Here is a 15,718-nt window from a genome sequence, read left to right on the forward strand (position 1 = left end):
TCTCCTTGACGTGGGGGCAGTCGTGCGCCCAGTGCAGCGAGGCGGCTACCCGCTGTCAACGCAAGTCGCGGATTATGACCCGATGACCAGCAATATGGCCGTAAACGCTGTCACACGAAGGAGGTGTATCAGGCTGGTGATACGGCGTACGATACGCTGTATCTCATGCCGAGAAGATCAGCCGCCCTGGACCGCGCGACACCCGAGGCGATCGCCGTCGCCGCCCTGCGGATCCTCGACGAGGACGGGCCGCAGCACCTGAGCTTCCGCTCCCTCGCCGACCGGCTCGACGTCTCCCACGCCACCGTCCAGCGCCGCTGCTCCGACCTCGCCGGACTCCTCGACCTCTGCACCGAGCACCTGGCCGGCCGGCTCCCCGAGATCCCCGCCGGCACGGACTGGGCCGAAGCCGCCGAGCAGCGGTTCGGAGCGCTGTACCGGCTGCTCACCGCGCACCCCGGACTGCTCGTGCTGCGCGGCGGCCGGCCCTGGCTCGGCCGCCGGCTGCTGGCCCGGCTGGTGGAACCGATGCTCGCCGACAGCGTGGCCGCCGGGATGAGCCCCGCCGAGGCGATGACCGTCTACCGCCGCATGTACCTGCTCACCCTCGGCAGCGCCGCCTTCGTGGACCACCGCGACCCGGCCGCCGCCACCGCCGCCTCGCGGGCCGCCCTGGCCGCTCTGGACCCCGCCGAATTCCCGGTACTCGCGGGCGCGGTGGCCGACGTACTGCCCCCGCTCACCGACCACGAGGTGTACTACGGCGCCCTGCGCCAGCTGATCGAAGCCGCCCGGCCCACCCGGCCCACCACCTGATGGGGAGACCGACCATGGAACTGACGCAGCAGCTCGACTACGCCGCCGTACGCGCGGCCGCCGATCGCATCGCCGGCGCCGTCCGGCCGGTGGCCGTGGCCCCCGCCGGCGAAGGCGTCTGGTACGCACTGGAACACCTCCAGCACACCGGGTCCTTCAAGGCCCGCGGCGCCCGCAACTTCCTCGCCGCGCACGCGGCGACCGGCACCCTCCCGGCCGCCGGCGTCACCATCGCCTCCGGCGGCAACGCCGGGCTCGCCTGCGCCTGGGCGGCCCGTGCGCAGGGCGTGCGCGCGACCGTGTTCCTGCCGGCCACCGCGCCGCGCGTGAAGGTCGAACGGCTGCGCGGTTACGGGGCCGAGGTACGGCTCGTCGGCGACCGGTACGCCGAAGCGCTGGCGGCCTGCCGGGAGTTCGCCGCCGAGAGCGGCGCGCTGAGCAGCCACGCCTACGACCATCCGCTGATCGCGGCCGGCGCCGGGACCCTGCTCGACGAGATCCGGGCCGGCCTGCCCGGGCTGGACACCGTGGTCGTCGCGGTCGGCGGCGGCGGGCTCTTCGCCGGCGTGGCCACCGCCGCCCGCGAGCACGGCGTGCGGGTGCTCGCGGCCGAACCGGAGAACTGCCGCGCCCTGAACGCGGCGCTGGAAGCGGGCCGCCCCGTCGACGTGGCCGTGGACTCGGTCGCGGCCGACTCCCTCGGGGCCCCCCGGGTCTCGGCCGACGCGCTGGCCGCCGCGCGCGAGGACGGCGTACGGTCGGTCCTCGTCCCCGACGCGGCGATCACGCAGGCCCGGCGCGCCCTCTGGGAGGAGCACCGGATCGTGGTCGAGACGGGCGCGGCCACCGCCCTGGCGGCGCTGCGGACCGCCGCCGAGCCGCCGGGGGAGCGGGTCGCGGTCATCCTCTGCGGGGCCAACACCGACCCCGGGGACCTGGTGACCTCCGGGGCGTGACCCCCGCGCCTCCGAGCCGAGCCCAGTCCCAGCCCAGCGACGATCGTTGCGCCGGTCGAAGACCTTCGAGGACAGCGGCCGGCGGCCGGCTCCTGCGAAGGTCCGGCTAAGCGGCGAGCCGGAGCCGGGCGAGCGGCAGGGCGATCCGGGCGGCGGCGCGCGCAGGGAGTCGGGCGGCCTCCACGTCGATCCAGGCGAGTACGAGGGTCCGCTCGTCGGCGTCGCACAGCGAGAGGTGGAACAGCAACTGCCGCCAGGCGCGGGCGGAGCGCTTGGCGGTGGCCGCCGGGCCGGTCGCCGCGGTGAAGGCGCCCCTGGCCAGGGCCGCCCAACCGGGCTCGGGGGCGAGGCCCACGTCGCGGACCAGAGTGGCCAGGTTGAACGTGGTGAGGATGCGGGCCTGTTCGATGACGGCCGGGTCCGCGGTCAGCGCCGGGCGCGCCCGCCAGTGGTCCGGCTGGGGCACGAGCAGGGGACGGCCGGCGCGCTCGGCGCACAGGCGCGTGAAGCCCTCGCGGCCGTCCGTGTCCGCCATGTCCCGCACCGCGGCGTAGTCGATGTCGTGGTAGCGCTCGTACAGGGTGCCGCGCAGCAGCTCGGCGGCGTTCCGGGCCGCGTCGAGCAGGCGGGGAGAGGCCGCCCCGCCGAAGTCGTCCGCGAAGGGCTCCAAGAGGATCGGTGTGGGCAGCTCCGCCCGGCCCGCGAGCCGGGACAGCTCGTACACGAGACGGGTGGGCAGTCCGGTGCCGGGGAAGGCCCGCAGGGACGTTTCGGCCAGCCAGGTGAGCGTTGCGCGGGCCGCGACCGCCGGTTCGTGCCGGTGCCACCGCTCGACCGCGCGGACCCAGGGCAGTTCGGACACCGCTACGTGGTACTCCGGGATCCAGACGCTCACGAAGCGGCGCGGGGCCCGGTACGCGGCTGCCACCAGGGTGCGCAGGGACGCGTCGGTGTATCCCCGCGCGTGGTGGGTCGCGATCAGCTGTGGCACCAGTTCGGCCAGTACCTCGGCGGAGGGGATCGTCCCGCGCTCCAGCAGTACCTCCACAGGAGCGTCGAGGACGCCGGCCGCCACCCCGCGCACCCGAGGGCGGGATCGCGGTCCCCACGGGCAGGCCGCTCTCCAAGGCCTCTTCGGCCGTCACCGGCCCGATGAGCGGTCCGACGTCCGGCAGTCCCCGGTCCACGGGGTGCGCGGAGAGCCGGCGCAGCACCACCGCGGCCAGGTCGTGATGGGCGGGCCGGCCCGTCTGATGCGGCCGGTCCCGCTTGGCGGCCATCGAGGTCACGGCGTGCCGCAGCAGCCCGGCCGCCCGGGGCGTGGGCTCCCGGCCCGCGAGGGCCTCTTCCAGTGCGCGGCGCAGGATCGAGGCGTTCGACTTGGGGTCGAGGTGCTTGGTGCAGCGGGTGTGCGCGGCCGCGCGGGCCCGGTACCGCTCCAGCAGCGCGACACCGGCGGCATCCCACTCCGGGCCGTTCGCGTCGTCGCGCAGCCGGTGAGCGAGCAGCTCGTCCTCGTACGGCCGCCAGACCGTGAGGGCCTCGCGCTGCGCCTCGACGGCCGCGTTGGGCCCCCGGCGGCCGAGCAGGGCGGCGGCCTCGCCGACGGTGCGGCGGTGCACGTGGTCCGGGCCGGGCGAGGGGAGTTCCGCGGGCCTCGGGGCGAAGCGGACTTCGTGGGAGTGGCGTCGCAGTTCCTCGACGAGTTCGGCCGCGCCGGTCGAGTCCCCGGCGCGCAGCAGCCAGGCCACGGTGAGCAGCGCGGTCTCCTCGGGCGCGCGCACCTCGTACCGTCCGCTGTCCAGCAACGACCGCAGCCAGGCGAGGCCTTCGGCGGTGAGGCAGTGGGCGAAGGCGTCGCTCGGGGTCAGGTCCGCGAGGGGATCGTTCGTGTCCATGGCCGGCGTGGCAGGTCCTGCCCCTGCGCCCTCCGACTGAGCAAGTCGGTGCTCTGGCTACTGAGCTACACGCCGTTCTACGCGAAACCTAGATGCCCGAACAGCGCTCGTACAAGTGAGAACCCGGCGCGGGCCGCCCGCCTGTCAGCCGCAGACGCGTACCGAGCAGAGCTCCACCGCCCCGTGGATGCCGGGGAGCTGTGCGATCTGCTCCTTCAACTGCGCGCGCCGCTCTTCGGAGAGGTCGTCGGGGAAGCGGACGTGCAGGTAGGCGCGCCCGCCCGAGCCCGTTCCGTGGATGGTCGCCCCGTACGGTCGCAGCCGCTCCCGGGCTTCCGTGCTCGTTGTGTGGAACCACCGGGTGTCGGTTTCCGTTCGGAACGTGTGCGGTCGGGCCAGCGCGGGGCCGACGTGGACGTGCCAGGCGTACCAAGCGGTGAGCGCCGCGACTCCCGCGAACACCAAGGCGCCGATGATCCCCGACACCCACGCTGCCACCGGGCTCTTGCGCGGATCACCGAGCGCGGCCAGCAGGAGGAGGAGCGCCGAGGGCCAGAACGACCACAAGGCCCAGAAGACCCCGATCACCCCCAACGGGAACAGTGAGATCCCCACGATCCGGCAGCTCATTACGAAGTCCTGCCCGCGGCGAGGTATGAGGGGAATCGCGATGAAAGGCGCGATGAAGAGGTGCAGCCCGGCCATCATGCCGACGTCCAGTTCCCACCACACCATGGGCACGGCGGCGAGCGCCGCGCACACCGCGAGAGTCCGCTGAACCCTGTGGAGCGGCTGGTCCCGGTGATCGATGTCCTGTCCGGCGCTCAAGGCCGCCCCCTCCGAGGATCTGAACACGTTCAATTGAACGCGTTCAAGCTACCAGATCCGCTTCGGGGAGGGGAGGCCCGAGCCCTCCGAACCGTCGACATAGAGTCAAGTCCTGACGGTGGGCCGGTGGCGGCGTCGAATCGGCGAGGTGCTCAATGCGCCGCGTACTAATGCGCATTAGTCGAGGTCGGAGGGGTGGGGGTGAGGACCCTCCGGCTTGGGGACAGCCGCGTCGCGCACTTCGGGACCTGCCTACGCCTGGCCACCGGTCCCTCTGCCTCGTTGACGGGGTGACGACTGCGGACAACGGTGGGCGCGCCTCCGGCAACGAGGCCGGACTTCCGCAAAGGCGGCGACGATGACTCGTACGAACCACCCCCGTACCGCGGTTGCCACGCTCGTGGCCGGCGTCCTCTTCTCCACCGCCGCGTGCGGAGTGGGCGGTGGCGCCGGGGACGTGAAGGAGGCGGAGAAGACGGGCAGGGTGGCCGGCGAGATCACCTTCCGGACCCTCCAGCTCAAACCCGTGTTCACGGGCTACGTGCAGGGCGTGATCGCGGCATTCGAGCAGAAGCACCCCGACGTGAAGATCAAGTGGGAGGACGTCCCCGGCGACGGCTACAACGAGAAGCTCGTCGCGGACGCCCAGGCCGGAGCCCTTCCCGACGTGGTCAACCTGTCCACCGACTCCTTCCAGCTCCTCGCCGACCGGGGCATGCTCGCCGACATCGCCAAGCTCGACGGGGAGATCGCCGAGGAGTACGTGCCCGGCGCCTGGGAGCAGTTCAAGCTCCCCGGCAAGGGCGACGGCGTGTACGCGTACCCCTGGTACGTGACGCCGGAGATCCTCACGTACAACCAGGAGCTCTTCGAGAAGGCAGGCCTGGACCCGGCCAAGCCGCCGACCAGCGTGGAGCAGTTCTTCGACTACGCCGAGCGGATCGCCGCCCGGTCCGGCGGCCGGTACTCCGCCTTCATGGCCGATCCCAAGGGCAGGCTTCCCGGGGACTGGCAGAAGATGGGCATCCCGATCCTCAGCGAGAAGCAGGACCGGTTCACCTTCGACACCGACACGGCGGTCGGGTGGGTGGAGCGGATGAAGGACCTGTACGCGAAGGGCGCCATGCCCAAGGAGTCCCTGCTCAAGTCCGACGACGTCAACCAGCTCTACGGCGGCGGCAAGCTCGTCTTCGGTCCGGGCTCCCCGGGCTTCGTCAAGGACATCAAGCAGAACGCCCCGCAGGTCTACGCGCACACCCGGGTCGCGGGAGCGGTCACCGGGAAGCTGGGCCACATCGGCATCTACTCCCAGTCCCTCGGCATCAGGAAGGACACCAAGCACCTGGACGCGGCGACCGAGTTCGCCAAGTGGGTCACCAACGGCCCCAACCAGGTGGAGTTCTCCAGGAAGGCCACCATCTACCCGTCCAACGCCCGGGGTCTCGCCGACCCGTACTTCTCCGACCGGGGCGACGGCAAGGACGCGGAAAGCCTCGCCCGCGCCGTCGGCGCCGAGCAACTGGCGAGCGCCGCACTCGACGCCAACACCCCCGTGCAGTGGACCAGCCAGGTCGGTGACGCCGTCGTACGCGAGGTACAGAAGGCCATCAAGGGAGAGCAGGACGCCCGGACGGCTGTGAAGAAGGCGCAGGAGGCGGCCAACAAGCTCCTCGCCGCCCCGGCCGAGAAGTGAGGGCCCGCCGCCACGAGAAGGCGGCCGCGCGGGCCATGGAAGCCGAGACCGGGCTGCGCCACCGCACGTGGTGGACCCCCTACCTCTTCCTCGCCCCCGGCCTGGTGATGGTGGTGCTGTTCAGCCTCTGGCCGTTCGTCAACACCGTCGTCCTCTCCTTCACCGACGCTCGGATCCTGCGCGGCGGCACCTTCGTCGGCTTAGACAACTACACCCGCGCCTTCGCCGACCCCGACTTCTGGGTCGCCACCGGCAACAGCGTGCTGTACCTCGTGGTCGTCGTGCCGTGCCTGGTGTTCCTGCCGCTGGCCCTCGCGGTCCTCGTCCAGGCCGAGATCCCCGGCATCGGCTTCTTCCGCTCCGCCTTCTACACCCCGGTGATCGCCTCCGCCGTGGTCGTCGGCCTGATCTGGCAGTGGGTGCTGCGCAGCGACGGCCTCGTCAACACCGTGCTCCGGAAGCTGAGCATCGTCTCCGAGCCGATCCCGTTCCTGACCGACAGCACCATGCTGCTGGTCTCCGCGATGATCGTGACCGTGTGGAAGGGCCTCGGCTACTACATGGTCTTCTACCTCGCGGCCCTCGGGAACGTCCCGGCCTCCCTGTACGAGGCGGCCGCGATCGACGGCGCGGGGCCCGTCCGCCGCTTCTTCGACATCACCGTCCCCCAGGTGAAGCCGATGATGCTGCTGGTCGGCACCTTGTCCGCGATCTCCGCGCTCCGCGTCTTCACCGAGATCTACATCCTCGGCGGTGAGAGCGGCGGCCCCGGGGGCGGCGCCCGCACCCTCCCCTTCCTCATCCGGCAGGTCGGCCTCGGCTTCTCCGGCGAGACGGGCTACGCCTGCGCCATCTCCATCCTGTTGTTCCTCCTGACGCTGGTCTTCAGCCTGCTGGGCCGCCGTCTTTCGAAGGGAGACGAGAGTTGAGCACCCTGGCCTCCCTCGGGAACGAGCCCCCGCGCCGGGTCGGCGCCGACCGCCGCCGCCACCTCCTGGGACTGGCGGGCCGGTACGCGACGCTGGTCCTGATGCTCGTCGTCATGCTGGGCCCGATCGTCTGGCAGTTCCTGACCTCGATCCGCGGCCGCACCGAGAACGTGTACGACGGCGTGCTGCCCTCGCGGCCCACCCTCGACAACTACCTCCGGGTGGCCGAATCGTTCCCGCTGCTCCAGTACGTCGGCAACACCCTCACCGTCGCGCTCCTCGCCGTCACCTCGAACATGCTCTTCGCGGCGATGGGCGGGTACGCCCTGTCCCGTGCGGCCTGGAAGGGCCGCAAGGCCGTCTTCACCCTGCTGGTGGCGACCCTGATGTTCCCCTTCGAGTCCGTGATGATCTCGATGTTCCTGACGGTCCGCGAGATGGGCCTGGTCGACACCCTCATCGGTGTCTGGCTCCCCGGCGCGGTCTCCGTCCTCAACATCATGATCATGCGGGCGGCCTTCCTCGCCGTACCCAAGGAGGTCGAGGAGGCCGCCGTGCTCGACGGGGCGAACGAGTGGACCCGCTTCACCCGGGTCTTCCTCCCCGCGGCCAAGGGCGCACTGGCCGTCGTGTGCATCACCAGTTTCATGGGTGCCTGGGACGACTTCCTCTGGCCGCTGCTGGTCCTCACCAACAGCGACAACCACACCCTGCAACTCGGCCTGAAGACCCTGGCCGGCGCCACCACCGTCAACGACCAGCGGATCATCGCCGCCGGTGCGACGGCGGCCCTCGTCCCGATGGTGCTCCTCTTCTTCGCCCTCCAGCGTTTCTTCTTCAAGGGCGTGGGCGAGGGAGCCGTCAAGACCTGATCCGACCCGTCCGACGCCCGACCGACCACCCCTCTCCTGGAGCAGCCGTCATGCATGACGACCGCAGCATCATCGAACACCGCCTCCGCCGGGTCCTCAAGGAGCGCGTCAAGCCCGCCGTCCACTCCCACTCCGTCCCGCTGACCGTCGAGCGCTGGGAGGCCCCGGGCGAACCCGTCCCGGTCGCCGAGGGGCTGGCCGCGGCGTACGAGCCCTGCGCGATCGGCGACATGTGGGGCCCGGCCTGGGGCACCACCTGGTTCAAGGTCACCGGCACCGTCCCCGCCGAGTGGGCCGGCCGCACCGTGGAGGCCGTCCTCGACCTCGGCTTCGACCGGATGATGCCCGGCTTCCAGTGCGAGGGCCTGGTCCACCGGGCCGACGGCGGCGAGATCAAGGCGCTGAACCCGTACAACGACTGGGTGCGGGTGGCCGACCGGGCGGCGGGCGGCGAGCGGATCGAGTGGTACGTGGAGGGCGCCTCCAACCCGATCCTGGTCGACCACTCGGTCACGTACGAGGGCGACCGGCGGACCAGCGGAGACCAGCCGCTCTACCGGCTCGCCCGGATGGACCTCACCGTCTTCGAGACCGAGGTCTGGGAACTGGTCCAGGACCTCGAAGTGCTCTACGACCTGATGACGCAGCTCGACGCCGGGGGCGCCCGCCGGTACGAGATCCTGCGCGCCCTCGACTCCGCGCTCGACGAGATCGACCTCTGCGACGTGCCCGGCACGGCCGCCGCCGCCCGCGCCCGCCTGGCCGGGGTGCTCGCCGCCCCCGCCAACGCCTCCGCGCACCGGATCAGCGCGATCGGCCACTCCCACATCGACTCCGCGTGGCTGTGGCCGCTGCGCGAGACGGTGCGCAAGGTCGCCCGGACCTCCTCCAACATGGTCAACCTGATGGACGAACACCCCGAGTTCGTCTTCGCCATGTCGCAGGCGCAACAGCTCGACTGGATCAAGACCTACCGGCCCGAGCTCTTCGAACGGATCAAGAAGAAGATCGCGGACGGACAGTTCGTGCCGGTCGGCGGCATGTGGGTGGAGTCGGACACCAACATGGTCGGTGGCGAGGCCATGGCCCGTCAGTTCCTCTACGGCAAGAAGTTCTTCCTCGACGAGTTCGGCATCGAGACGCACAACGTCTGGCTGCCCGACTCCTTCGGCTACACCGCCGCGATGCCGCAGATCGTCAAGCTCTCCGGCTCCAAGTGGTTCCTGACCCAGAAGATCTCCTGGTCCCAGGTCAACAAGTTCCCCCACCACACCTTCTGGTGGGAGGGCATCGACGGCAGCCGCGTCTTCACGCACTTCCCGCCCGTGGACACGTACAACTCCGACCTCGGTGGCGCGCAGATGGCGCACGCGGCCCGCAACTATCGGGAGAAGGGCCGGGGTTCGCGCTCGCTGGCGCCCTTCGGCTGGGGCGACGGCGGTGGCGGCCCCACCCGTGAGCAGCTCGCCCGCGCCAAGCGCCGGCGGGACCTCGAAGGTTCCCCGCGGGTGGAGATCGAGCGGCCCGACGCCTTCTTCGAGAAGGCCCACGCCGAGTACGCGGACGCGCCGGTCTGGGCCGGCGAGCTCTACCTGGAGCTGCACCGCGGCACCTACACCTCCCAGGCCAAGACCAAGCAGGGCAACCGGCGCAGCGAATCACTGCTGCGCGAGGCCGAGTTGTGGGCGACCACGGCCGCCGTGCGGGTGCCCGGCTTCGCGTACCCGTACGAGGACCTGGAGCGGATCTGGAAGACGGTGCTGCTGCACCAGTTCCACGACATCCTGCCGGGATCGTCCATCGCCTGGGTGCACCGCGAGGCCCGCGAGACGTACGCCGAGGTACGGGAGGAGCTGCAGGGGATCACCGTCGCCGCGCAGCTGGCGCTGGCCGGCGAGGGCGCGCAGGACCTGGTCTTCAACTGTGCCCCGCACACCCGGCGCGGCGTTCCGGCCGGCGGCGCGGGCCGCCCGACGCGGACGGGCCGGCAGCCGGTCACGGTCGAGGAACGGCACGGGGGCGGACACGTCCTCGCCAACGGACGGCTGCTGGTGGAGATCGACGGCCGCGGGCTGATCGTCTCGGCCTACGATCTCGAATCCGGCCGGGAGTCGATCGCCCCGGGAGCCGCCGCCAACCTGCTCCAGATCCACCCCGACTTCCCGAACATGTGGGACGCGTGGGACATCGACGGGTTCTACCGCAACAAGGTCACCGACCTCGTGGACGTGGACTCCCTGGAGGTCACCGACGGGAGCCCCGAGGCCGCCACCGTGGCGGTGACCCGTTCCTTCGGCTCCTCGTCGGTGGTGCAGACGGTCACCCTGAGGGCCGACGCGAAGACGGTGGACATCGTCACGGACGTGGACTGGCACGAGACGGAGAAGTTCCTCAAGGCCGCCTTCCCGCTGGACGTGAAGGCCGAACGCACCGCGTCCGAGACGCAGTTCGGGCACGTCTACCGGGCCACGCACACCAACACCTCCTGGGAGGCGGCCAAGTTCGAGATCTGCGCCCACCGCTGGATCCACGCGGAGGAGCCCGGCTGGGGCGTGGCGCTGCTCAACGACTCCACGTACGGGCACGACGTCACCCGTGACGTGCGGCCCGACGGCGGCCAGACCACCACCGTCCGCCTCTCGCTCCTCCGGGCCCCGCGCTACCCGGACCCGGAGACCGACCAGGGCCGCCACACCCTGCGGTTCTCGCTCGCCCCGGGAGCCGGCATCGCCGACGCGGTCCGGGAGGGCCACGCGCTGAACCTGCCGGAACGGGCGGTCCGGGGCGCGGCCCCGGTGGCCCCGCTGCTCTCCGTCGACAACGACGCGGTGGTGGTCGAGTCGGTGAAGCCGGCCGAGGACCGCGGGGGCGACGTGATCGTCCGCGTCTACGAGTCCCGGGGCGGCCGCGCCAAGGCCGTCCTCGCGGCGGACTTCCCCATCACGGAGGCGGTGGAGAGCGACCTCCTCGAACGCCCGCTGCCCGGCACGGCCGTGGGCGCCCCCACCCGGGACGGCAGGGTCACGCTCACCCTGCGCCCGTTCCAGATCCTCACGATCCGCCTCCGCCGCGCCTGACCCGGGTGGCCGGGCACCGGTCCGGGGTCCCCGGTCCGGTGCCCGGAGCCCGGTGCCCGTGGTGTCCTCCATTCGGAGGAGACTCCCCACACGGGCGTTGGCTCCGCACTTGACCCGTGGGGTCGCCGGCATCTTGAGGGTCCATGCAAGCACCCTCGGGCAACGCCGCCGCACTTCCAACGCAACAGTCGGGCACCGAGGAACGGGTGGCTCCGGAAGCCCCCGCAGAAAGCCGTCGCGAACCCACCTGGTGGATCTGGGCCATGGCGGGAGGGCTGTTCTTCGCCTACGTGGCCGTGTCCCTGCGGATCCATGAGCATCTGCTCTCCCACTCCTTCGACCTGGGGATCTTCGTACAGGTCGTGCAGTCCTACGCGGCCGGGCACCTGCCTGTCTCCGAGGTCAAGGGGCCGGACTTTCCCGTCCTGGGCGATCACTTCTCCCCGATCCTGGCCGTTTTGGCACCGCTGTACTGGCTGTGGCCGTCGGTGAAGCTGTTGCTCGTCGCGCAGGCCGCGCTGGTCGCCGCGAGCGTGCTGCCGCTGGCCTTCTGGGCCCGCAGGACACTGGGCTCCGCGGCCGCCGTGGTCATCGGGGTCTGCTACGGCGTCTCGTGGGGCATCGCGAGCGGGGTCGGCTACGACTTCCACGAATGGGCCTTCGCCGTTCCGCTGCTCGCCTTCTCCCTGACCGCCCTCGGCAGCGACCGGTTGCGCGCCGCCGCGTTCTGGGCGCTGCCGCTCGTGCTGGTGAAGGAGGACCTCGGCCTCACGGTTGTCGTGATCGGTCCGCTCATCGCGTGGCGCGGCGGGCCCGGTGGCCGCAGGCTGGGGATCGTCACGGCCTCCGTCGGGCTGGCCGCGACCGCGCTCGTCGTGCCGGTGCTGTCCGCCTTCCACCCGGGCGGCTTCGACGGCTACTACGCCTCCCACAACCCCCGCACCGCCGACAGCGGATCGGGGGACCTGCTCGATTTCCTCCACACGGTGACGGTCGGTCTCATCACCGCGCAGGAGAAGGTCACCACCCTCATCCTCGTGCTGGCTCCCACCCTGTTCCTGGCGGTGCGCTCTCCGCTGCTGTTGGTCGCGCTGCCCTGCGCCGGCGGAACACGAGCGGCCGCAGTCTGTACCGCTACTTGGCGGGCTCCGCGGCAGTCACCCTGCTGCTCTTGCCGCACTTCCCGTTGTGGCAGCTGGTTCAGCCGGCGAGCTGGCAGACCGACCCCCGCATGGCGGTGGCCCGCGGTGTGATGGCCAAGATCCCGGACGGAGCCAGGGTCCAGGCGTCGAACAATCTGGGGCCCCACCTCGCCGACCGCACCAGCGTCAGCGTCTACGGTTGGGGCGACAGTCGTCCCAATCCCGAGTGGATCATGGTTGACACCCTGGTCGCGCCGAACCACCGTTGGCCGCTGTCGGTCGAGCAGGAGGAGCTCACCCTCGACATCGCCCGCGTCCGGGGGTACCGCGCTGTTGTCGAGAAGGACGGCTTCGTCCTGTTGAGTCGCACCGGATGGCAGGGCCGCACGCCTACGGTGCGCAGCTCGGTCGGGCGCTCGGCCCCCGGCGGGAGGCCCAGCCCGCCGGGGATGCCGAGCGCCTGGGCCGCCGCGAGGCTCCGGCGTCCGGCCGACCGTACGGGCCTTCGCGCGGAGTCGCGTGGACGGCGGTCGTGCCGGTGCCGTATGTTCCTCGCTGCCCGCCCCCGTCGGCGGGCTTCTTCATGTCACCGTGTACCCGTGGGGGGTCCCTCGTCATGTCCTTCGGCACCGCAAAACTGCCTCCGCTCGGCGCGCCCCCGGGGCGCTCGCCGTTCCGCTCGCCCAAGGGCCTGGCCACCGCTTTGACCGTGTTGCTCGGGCTGTGCGCCGCGACCCGGCTGTTCACGGGGGCCGCCGGGATCAACCGGTACCTCGTCCTGGACGCCCTCGTGGAGGGCGGGGCGGCGGACGCGGTCCCGTCCTGGCAGCTGTATTCGAGGGGGTTGAGCTTCGCCGTGACGGCCATGGTCGTCACGGCCGTGGTCTTCGTCGTCTGGTTCCACCGGGTCCGGGTGAACGCGGGCGGCTACGCGCCCGGGATGTTCGGCGGGTTCGTCGGGGGGACGGGCTGGGCGGTCGGGGTCTGGTTCATCCCGCTCGTGGGCTGGACCGTTCTCGCGTACATGATCGCGGTGAAGGTGTGGGCGGCCGGCGCGTCGCGGCTGTCCGGCAGCTCCGCGCGGCCCGTGTCGGCGGCGCCCGTCGCCGCGTGGGCGGGCTCGTTCGGCGCGGCCATGCTGGTGGCGGTGGCCGCCAACCGGCTCGCCGCCGGCGCGGTGACGGACGCGGAGTTCCGCGACTCCGTCCTGGTCGGTGTGGCATCGGACGTGCTCTACGTCGTCGCGGCCGGATGCGCCATCGTCTTCGTGCGCCGGCTCTCCGCGATGCAGTCGCGGGCGTGAACTCCGCCACAGGCAGGGGTCGCCTGCCCCCGGAACGCCGGGCAGGCGACCCGCGAACGGTTTTGCACCTAGTTGCAAAACCGGGCCTCCCTCGCTAGAACAGGTTCATCACCCCCGCGCGAGGAGGCGCCCCTCATGAGTTCCCAGAGCCGGTACCCGCACCTGCTGAGCCCCCTGGACCTCGGTTTCACCACCCTGCCGAACCGCGTGATCATGGGGTCCATGCACACCGGCCTCGAAGAGCACGCGGGCGGCATGGAGCGCCTCGCCGCCTTCTACGCCGAGCGTGCGCGCGGCGGCGCCGGGCTCATCGTCACCGGTGGCATCGCGCCCAACGACGCGGGCCGGCCCTTCGAGGGCGGCTCCCGCCTCACCACCGAGGACGAGGCCGCCGAGCACCGGGTGATCACCGAGGCGGTGCACGCCGAGGGCGGCAAGATCGCGATGCAGATCCTGCACTTCGGCCGTTACGCGTACCACAAGGACCTGGTCGCCCCCAGCGCCCTCCAGGCCCCCATCAGCCCCTTCGTCCCGAACGAGCTCACCGACGTCCAGGTCGAGCGGACCGTGGAGGACTTCGTGCGGGCCGCGCGGCTCGCCAAGTCGGCCGGGTACGACGGCGTCGAGATCATGGGCTCCGAGGGCTACCTGATCAACGAGTTCATCGCCGCCGCAACCAACAAGCGCACCGACCGCTGGGGCGGCGCGTACGAGAACCGCGTGCGCTTCCCGCTGGAGATCGTCCGCCGCACCCGAGAGGCCGTCGGCGAGGACTTCATCCTCATGTACCGCCTCTCCATGCTCGACCTGATCCCCGGCGGCTCCACCCTCGACGAGGTCGTCCGCCTCGCCAAGGAGGTGGAGGCGGCCGGCGCCACCATCATCAACACCGGCATCGGCTGGCACGAGGCCCGCATCCCCACCATCGCCACCTCCGTCCCGCGCGGCGCCTACACGTGGGTCACCAAGCGCCTGATGGGCGCGGTGTCCGTCCCCCTAGTCACCAGCAACCGCATCAACACCCCCGAGATCGCGGAGGAGTTGCTCGCGGACGGCCGCGCCGACCTGGTGTCGCTGGCCCGGCCCTTCCTCGCCGACGCCGACTTCGTCGCCAAGGCCGCCGCGGGCCGCCCCGAGACCATCAACACCTGCATCGGCTGCAACCAGGCCTGCCTCGACCACACCTTCAGCGGCAAGACCGCCAGCTGCCTGGTCAACCCGCGCGCCTGCCACGAGACCGAACTCGTGCTCTCCCCGACCAAGCTGAAGAAGCGTGTCGCCGTCGTCGGCGCCGGTCCGGCCGGTCTCGCCTGCGCCGTCTCCGCCGCCGGCCGCGGCCACGCCGTCACCCTCTTCGAGGCCTCCGGGCACATCGGCGGCCAGCTCGACATCGCCCGACGCGTCCCGGGCAAGGAGGAGTTCGAGGAGACCATCCGCTACTTCGGCACCCAGCTGGAGGAGAGCGGGGTGGAGGTACGCCTGAGCACCCGCGCCGACGTCGAGACCCTCCAGGGCTTCGACGAGGTCGTCGTCGCCACCGGAGTCACCCCCCGCACCCCCGACATCGAGGGCGTGGACCACCCCAAGGTCGTCAGCTACCTCGACGTGCTCCGCGACGGCGCCCCCGTCGGCGAGCGCGTGGCCGTCGTCGGCGCCGGCGGCATCGGCTTCGACGTCGCCGAGTACCTCACCGACAGCGGCGAGGGCGCCTCCCAGGACCCCGACGTCTACTTCCGCCACTGGGGCGTGGACACCACGTACACCGGCCCCGGCGGGCTCACCAAGGCCGAGCGCCCCGCGCCGCCGCGCCAGGTCCACCTCCTCCAGCGCAAGGCGACCAAGGTCGGCGCCGGCCTCGGCACCACCACGGGGTGGATCCACCGCGCCGAGATGAAGCACCGCGGTGTCGTCTCCGTCGCCGGGGCCACGTACGACCGCATCGACGACGCGGGCCTGCACATCACCGTCGGCGACGAGCAGCACCTCGTACCCGCCGACACGGTGGTCCTGTGCACCGGGCAGGAGCCGCGCCGCGACCTGTACGAGGCGCTGCGCGCCGCCGGCGTCGAGGCGCACCTGATCGGCGGCGCCGACGTGGCCGCGGAGCTCGACGCCAAGCGGGCCATCCGCCAGGGCACGGAGCTGGCCGCCGGCCTCTGACCCTGTTCGACCGAAAGGGATTGTGGCGGCCCGGCCGGGCCGCC

At 71.7% G+C, this 15,718-nt stretch carries 12 protein-coding genes and 1 tRNA gene; 10 read left to right on the plus strand and 3 right to left on the minus strand.

The genetic code is table 11. The annotated features are described in order from the left end of the window. Window positions 1-165: 165 nt before the first annotated feature. Complete coding sequence (locus ACFV9H_RS00350) at window positions 166-816, plus strand: TetR/AcrR family transcriptional regulator (protein ID WP_385391346.1); 651 nt, start codon at window positions 166-168, stop codon at window positions 814-816. Between the two features lie 14 nt (window positions 817-830). Then, a complete protein-coding gene (locus ACFV9H_RS00355) occupies window positions 831-1,772 on the plus strand; it encodes a serine/threonine dehydratase (RefSeq protein ID WP_385391347.1) in 942 nt (313 codons plus the stop codon). A 106-nt stretch (window positions 1,773-1,878) separates the two neighbouring features. On the opposite strand, the gene ACFV9H_RS00360 is transcribed toward ACFV9H_RS00355, so the two are convergent. The 3 genes from ACFV9H_RS00360 to ACFV9H_RS00370 form a co-directional block, all read right to left on the minus strand. Beyond that, window positions 1,879-2,847 carry a hypothetical protein gene (locus tag ACFV9H_RS00360; protein WP_385391349.1) on the minus strand — a complete coding sequence of 323 codons (969 nt, stop codon included), beginning with the start codon at window positions 2,845-2,847 and terminating at the stop codon, window positions 1,879-1,881. An 822-nt stretch (window positions 2,848-3,669) separates the two neighbouring features. Beyond that, a tRNA-Ser gene (locus tag ACFV9H_RS00365) sits at window positions 3,670-3,745 on the minus strand. A 69-nt stretch (window positions 3,746-3,814) separates the two neighbouring features. Then, window positions 3,815-4,498 carry a hypothetical protein gene (locus ACFV9H_RS00370; protein ID WP_385391351.1) on the minus strand — a complete coding sequence of 228 codons (684 nt, stop codon included), beginning with the start codon at window positions 4,496-4,498 and terminating at the stop codon, window positions 3,815-3,817. A 358-nt stretch (window positions 4,499-4,856) separates the two neighbouring features. Here ACFV9H_RS00370 and ACFV9H_RS00375 point away from each other — a divergent pair, with 358 nt between their 5' ends. The 8 genes from ACFV9H_RS00375 (at window position 4,857) to ACFV9H_RS00410 (ending at window position 15,674) form a co-directional block, all read left to right on the plus strand. Beyond that, on the plus strand, window positions 4,857-6,191 hold the full coding sequence (locus ACFV9H_RS00375; protein ID WP_385391353.1) for an ABC transporter substrate-binding protein: 1,335 nt from the start codon (window positions 4,857-4,859) through the stop codon (window positions 6,189-6,191). 35 nt (window positions 6,192-6,226) lie between these two features. After that, window positions 6,227-7,120: a carbohydrate ABC transporter permease gene (locus ACFV9H_RS00380; protein ID WP_385391354.1), complete on the plus strand. Its 894-nt coding sequence runs from the start codon at window positions 6,227-6,229 to the stop codon at window positions 7,118-7,120. Further along, entirely contained in the window at window positions 7,117-7,992 is an 876-nt protein-coding gene (locus ACFV9H_RS00385; protein ID WP_385391356.1) for a carbohydrate ABC transporter permease, read from the plus strand. Before ACFV9H_RS00380 ends, ACFV9H_RS00385 begins: the two co-directional genes overlap by 4 nt. 50 nt (window positions 7,993-8,042) lie before the next feature. Beyond that, the gene (locus ACFV9H_RS00390) at window positions 8,043-11,069 is read left to right on the plus strand and encodes an alpha-mannosidase (RefSeq protein ID WP_385391358.1); all 3,027 of its coding nucleotides are present in this window, start codon (window positions 8,043-8,045) and stop codon (window positions 11,067-11,069) included. 263 nt (window positions 11,070-11,332) lie between these two features. Further along, window positions 11,333-12,322 (plus strand): DUF2079 domain-containing protein, encoded by a 990-nt coding sequence (locus tag ACFV9H_RS00395; protein ID WP_385391360.1) that lies wholly within the window; start codon window positions 11,333-11,335, stop codon window positions 12,320-12,322. Next, on the plus strand, window positions 12,256-12,918 hold the full coding sequence (locus tag ACFV9H_RS00400; protein ID WP_385391585.1) for a DUF2079 domain-containing protein: 663 nt from the start codon (window positions 12,256-12,258) through the stop codon (window positions 12,916-12,918). The genes ACFV9H_RS00395 and ACFV9H_RS00400 overlap by 67 nt, the downstream gene beginning before the upstream one ends. Continuing rightward, a complete protein-coding gene (locus tag ACFV9H_RS00405; RefSeq protein ID WP_385391362.1) occupies window positions 12,828-13,514 on the plus strand; it encodes a DUF4328 domain-containing protein in 687 nt (228 codons plus the stop codon). The genes ACFV9H_RS00400 and ACFV9H_RS00405 overlap by 91 nt, the downstream gene beginning before the upstream one ends. Before the next feature lie 135 nt (window positions 13,515-13,649). Beyond that, window positions 13,650-15,674 (plus strand): FAD-dependent oxidoreductase, encoded by a 2,025-nt coding sequence (locus tag ACFV9H_RS00410; protein WP_385391363.1) that lies wholly within the window; start codon window positions 13,650-13,652, stop codon window positions 15,672-15,674. The last annotated feature ends 44 nt before the right edge of the window (window positions 15,675-15,718 follow it).

It is taken from the genome of Streptomyces sp. NPDC059874 (assembly GCF_042731135.1).
In the GTDB taxonomy this organism is placed as follows: domain Bacteria; phylum Actinomycetota; class Actinomycetes; order Streptomycetales; family Streptomycetaceae; genus Streptomyces.